Genomic DNA, 4,609 nt, shown 5'->3' on the forward strand with positions numbered 1-4,609 from the left:
GAGGTAGACGAGAAAGCCGGCGCGGACGAGGTGGCCGACCGCCGCCGCGGTCACCCGCGGCCGGCACCGCAACGGCTCCCCCAACGCCTCCGTCAACCGGTCCCCCGCCACCCCCGCACCCACCGGGCCCCGCAGCGCCGCGCGGACCTGCTCCGGGTCGGCGGCCTCCACCACCGCCCGCGACCACAACCCCGAACCGGCGTCCGCCGCCGGGACCAAGCCGGTACCGGCCGCCCACCGCCAAGCCGCCACCGGCACCCGCAGCCGGCCCGCCACCGTGTACTCGTCGTAGACCTCACGCACCGGCGTCTCCACCGGACTGTGGCACGGCGGACACACGACGAGCACCAGGCCGCCGCCCTCCCAGCGACGCTCCAGCCCTCGGCGTCCGCCGACGTCCACTCGATCGGCACGCGCATTCCAGCACGGGCGGAGACAGTCCCGCGGTCCGGAACCTCGTGAGCGGCGGGCACCGTGGACAGCAGGGGCAGAGCAGCGAGGGCCAGCGCGGGCAGGCCGCGTGGGTGGCTGGTTCCCGGGGGGGGTGGAGTTGGGCTTGTTAACGACAGTTGTCGCTACGGAGTGTGTGGATAGCTTCGTCTTTACGTGATCAAGAGCGGCCGGAGGTCCGGTGGCCACGTCAAGGGATGGGAACGGTTGAGGATGACCGAACAGCAGCAGGTCTTCTGGGTGGCGCACACCGGCGCGGCGGACTCCGCGAAGGGCGTGAGCGCCGTGGACCCGGTCACCGGACGGGTCCTCACGACGATCGCGACCGGCGAGGCGGAGGTGAAGGGCCTGGTGGCCGCACCGGACGCCGGGCGGCTGTTCGTCAGCGTCGTCGACGGGACGGAGACGCGGGTGGTCGACACCACTCTGTTGGCGGTCACGGGCGCGTTCGACTCCGAGGCGGACACGAACGCGTTGGCCGCTTCGGGCGACGGCCGGCTCCTCTATTCGGGGTACGTAGGGGAAGGCACCGGCATCGCGGAGGTCGACGCCGCGACCGGTACGACGCTGCGGCGGTTCGCCACCGCGCTCCCGCAGCAGGTGCAGCTCAGCCAGGACGGCAAGCGCGTGTACTTCTGGGAGCAGGATCCGGACCTCGTCGGCGGGTTGGCGGGGTACCTCCAGGTACTGGAGGTGTCGTCCGGCGACGTGGTGACCTCGCCGGTGATCGGGCGGCTGCTGGGCGAGCACGGGTCACTCAGCCCGGATGGCAGCCGCCTGTACACCATCACGGTGGACGGCTTGGTCCAGGCGCTGGACGCAGTCTCGCTGGAGCCCGTCGGCGGGCCGGGCTCCACGGCCGTCTCGGCCGGCGTGGTGTCACCGGACGGCGAGCGGCTCTTCGCCGTCGGTCCTGACGGTGTCCTGCTCGTGCTGGACGCACGGACCCTCGCCGCGATAGCCGTTCCCGCCGGCCAGGACGGCCTGCCGCCCGCACCGGCACTGATGGCGTACGAGCCCAGCGGCAACCGGGCCGCGTTCATCCCCTATCACGTGGCTGAGCTGCTGATCGGCACACCCGGAGAGCCAGGGTCGCAGCAGGTCGCCCTGCCTGGCGACGCGGTCAGCGTCGTCACCGGCCCGATCGCCCAGGCGATGGCCACCCGCCTGGAAGTCCAGAGCACGCACCCCCTGGTGCCGGTACAGGTCCCGGGACTCGCGATCCGCCTGACCACCGCCGACGGCAGCCCGATCGCCGGGCAGACGGTCACCCTCACCTCTTCCGGTGGACTGCACCTGGGCACCGTCACCACCAAGGCCGACGGCCGCGCCGAACACACCGCCGAACTCCGCCTGCCCATCAACCCGGACACCGGCCAGATCGACACCAGCCGCCTGACCGGCCCCTACACCGCCACCTACGACGGCGCCCCGAGCTACGGAAAGGCCGAAACCGCAGGGGAAATCACCCTGGGCAGCTGACGGGCAAAAGAGGTGCGGGCCGCGATGGACCGCATCGCGGCCCGGGCTGCGATCTCTCGTTTTCGCGTCGGGAGACTGAGCAGGGTCTGATGCGACCAGGGAGCCAGGCCGCCACCACCCCGCGGAGCACCCGCTGTGAACGGGCACGGGCCTGATCGTGGGATCCGGGCGATTGTCGCGGTGGGGGTGGCGCAGTCGTGGTGTGACGAAGGGGCCTTTGGCGTGTCCTTTGCCCCACCGGGCTTGTTGATCAAGGTGTTCGCTGACCGACAGGCCCGCCCCTGCCCGACGAGGGGACGGCGGGTGGACGAGGGGATGGATCATGGCATCGGAGCGTGGAAGCAAGCGGGACAACGGGCGGGCAGTCGGGGCGGGGCTGGCGCTGGCGGTGGTGGCGGGCGGTCTGCTCGGGGCCGCACCGGCGCAGGCCGCCGGCGAGGTGCCCGGCTGCAGCCGGCAAGCCCTGGAGACGGGTGGTGTGAAGGTCATCTGCACTCTGGAGGCCGTCTACCAGGCCGATACGGTCTTGAAGGGCACGGACGGGGCGGACGTGTTCGTCGTGCGCGGCGGGCGGTTCGCCGACGACGAGGACGGGGAGGCGCCTGAGGGGGCAGTGCTGGGGATCGAGGGCGGGGAGGGTGACGACCGCATCGAGGTCTACAGCGAGATGCCTGTGACGGTCCGCTCCGGCGGCGGGGACGACGTGGTCGTCGCGGGCGGCGGCGCGTCCAGCCGCTACGAGACCGGGGCCGGCAACGACCGGATCATCGCATTCACCGTGTTGGGCCCGGACGGGGTGATCGACGCCGGTGAGGGCGAGGACACGGTTTTGGGCACCGCGAGTGCGGGCACCATCAGCGGCGGTCCGGGCAACGACGCCCTCACCCTGACCGGCGGCACCGGCGACGGCAGCCAGGCCACCACCCTGGCCGGCCCGTTCGTCGGCGAGCTCGCCGACGAGGGCGTGCCCGCCGCGATGAAGATCACGGCCACGGGCCCCACCAACAGCGGGCGCCTGGAAGGCGGAGCCGGCGATGACACCCTCAAGCTGACCGGCGCCGACAGGCAGAGCGTCAACAGCGGCACCATCGACGCCTCCGCGGGACACGACACCGTGACCGTGACCGCCGGAATCGAATACGGCGCCGAGGCCGTGGGGCCCGCGGCGAACACCGGGCGGATCGAGGCCGGTGACAGCGACATCACCGCCACCGGCGGCCTCGGCGGCCCGTTCGGCGCCGGCGGGCCGGCCAACGCCGCGACCGGCACCATCAACGGCGGCCGCAGCCTGACCCTGACCGGCGGCAGGGGCGGCAGCCACCGCGGCGACGGCGGCACCGCGAACGCCGGCACCCTCACCGGCGCGGCCACCGCCCGCCTCACCGGCGGCGACGGAAGCGGCGGCGGCGAACACCGCAGCGGTGGCGGCGGCACCGCCAACACCGGCACCGTCCACACCACCGGCGACCTCACCCTCACCGGCGGCAACGGCGCACAGGGCCGCAGCGGGAACAACGGCAGCAACACCACCTACCGAGGCGGAGGCGGCACCCGAGGCGGCGACGGCGGGACCGGCAACACCGGCACCGCCACCACCGACACCGGAACCCTCACCGTCACCGGCGGCAACGGAGGAAACGGCGGCACAGGAGGCAACGCCCACCACAGTGCCAGCTCCGCCGTCGACACCGGCGGCGACGGCGGAGCCGGCGGCAACGGAGCCCCCGCCAACACCGGCCACCTCCACACCCCCACCACCCCCACCGTCACCGGCGGACAGCCCGGAACCGGCGGCACCGCCGGCCACGGCCCCGGCGGCATCGGCAGCGCCGACGGCACCGCCGGCACCAACGGCAACCCCGGCCCCGCCCACACCCCCGACGCCACCCTCAACAACCAGCCCACCACCTGAGAACAACGGCGTGCGGCCCGCACACCGCGGGCCGCACACCTTCCGCGCAGGTATGACCGACCCCTGCCGCACGGCCTCATCCCCCGCGCCCTGCACACCAGCCCACCAGATCCACCCCGCCGCCACAGAACCCGCGGCAGGCGAAGACCCCGCCACCTCATCCCCATTCACCATCAACATCCCGAACCGCCGGTCTTGGCTCTGTTCACGAGTCACGCCGACGTTTTGACATGGCTCCGGTCGTCGCGCGCTCATACGGAGAGGCGATGTTCGTGGCTTCGTTCTCGCGTACAAAGCCACGCACCCCAACCGTGTCCACCCCGCGCCCGGACAGCCAGCCGCGCGGCTACGGGACGTCGCCCCGCGACACGAACCGGCCGATCCCGACCGGAACCGCTCCACCACCCGCACCCGGCCCCCCACCGCCAACGGCACCGTCCCCGGCGCCGTCAGCCGGCCCCGCGACGCCCCGAACTCGCCCTCGGCCAGGACGGCCAGGGCGTCGGCGTCCTCGTCAGTCGACCAGCCCGACAGCACGTCCTCCCCTTCGGCGTCCTCGGCCAAGACGAGGTACGGGCCGTCCAGCCGGAAGCGGACCGTGCGCCGCCCCGGGCCCACCACGGTCAGCGACGCCGACGGCATCCCGATCGGGACCCCGATCTTGTCGTGGGCGAGCAGTCACGCCACGACGGCCGCGCGGTCGAACTGCGGGAGCACCTCCGTGCCTCCGGCCGGGGCGGGGAAGTCGGCGTAGCGGCGGCGCCA

At 73.3% G+C, this 4,609-nt stretch carries 2 protein-coding genes and 1 pseudogene; 2 read left to right on the forward strand and 1 reads right to left on the reverse strand.

The window, feature by feature from the left end:
* Nucleotides 1-303, reverse strand: a pseudogene (locus ACQKM2_RS40620) (hypothetical protein); the annotation flags it as partial.
* A gap of 360 nt (nt 304-663) precedes the next feature.
* On the opposite strand from ACQKM2_RS40620, the gene ACQKM2_RS40625 reads away from it, so the two are divergent.
* Nucleotides 664-1,932: a hypothetical protein gene (locus ACQKM2_RS40625; RefSeq protein WP_427719188.1), complete on the forward strand. Its 1,269-nt coding sequence runs from the start codon at nt 664-666 to the stop codon at nt 1,930-1,932.
* Between the two features lie 322 nt (nt 1,933-2,254).
* The gene (locus ACQKM2_RS40630) at nt 2,255-3,844 is read left to right on the forward strand and encodes a hypothetical protein (protein WP_427719190.1); all 1,590 of its coding nucleotides are present in this window, start codon (nt 2,255-2,257) and stop codon (nt 3,842-3,844) included.
* Nucleotides 3,845-4,609: the final 765 nt, after the last annotated feature.

Origin of the sequence: Streptomyces sp. NPDC004126 (assembly GCF_050275515.1) — a bacterium.
In the GTDB taxonomy this organism is placed as follows: domain Bacteria; phylum Actinomycetota; class Actinomycetes; order Streptomycetales; family Streptomycetaceae; genus Streptomyces.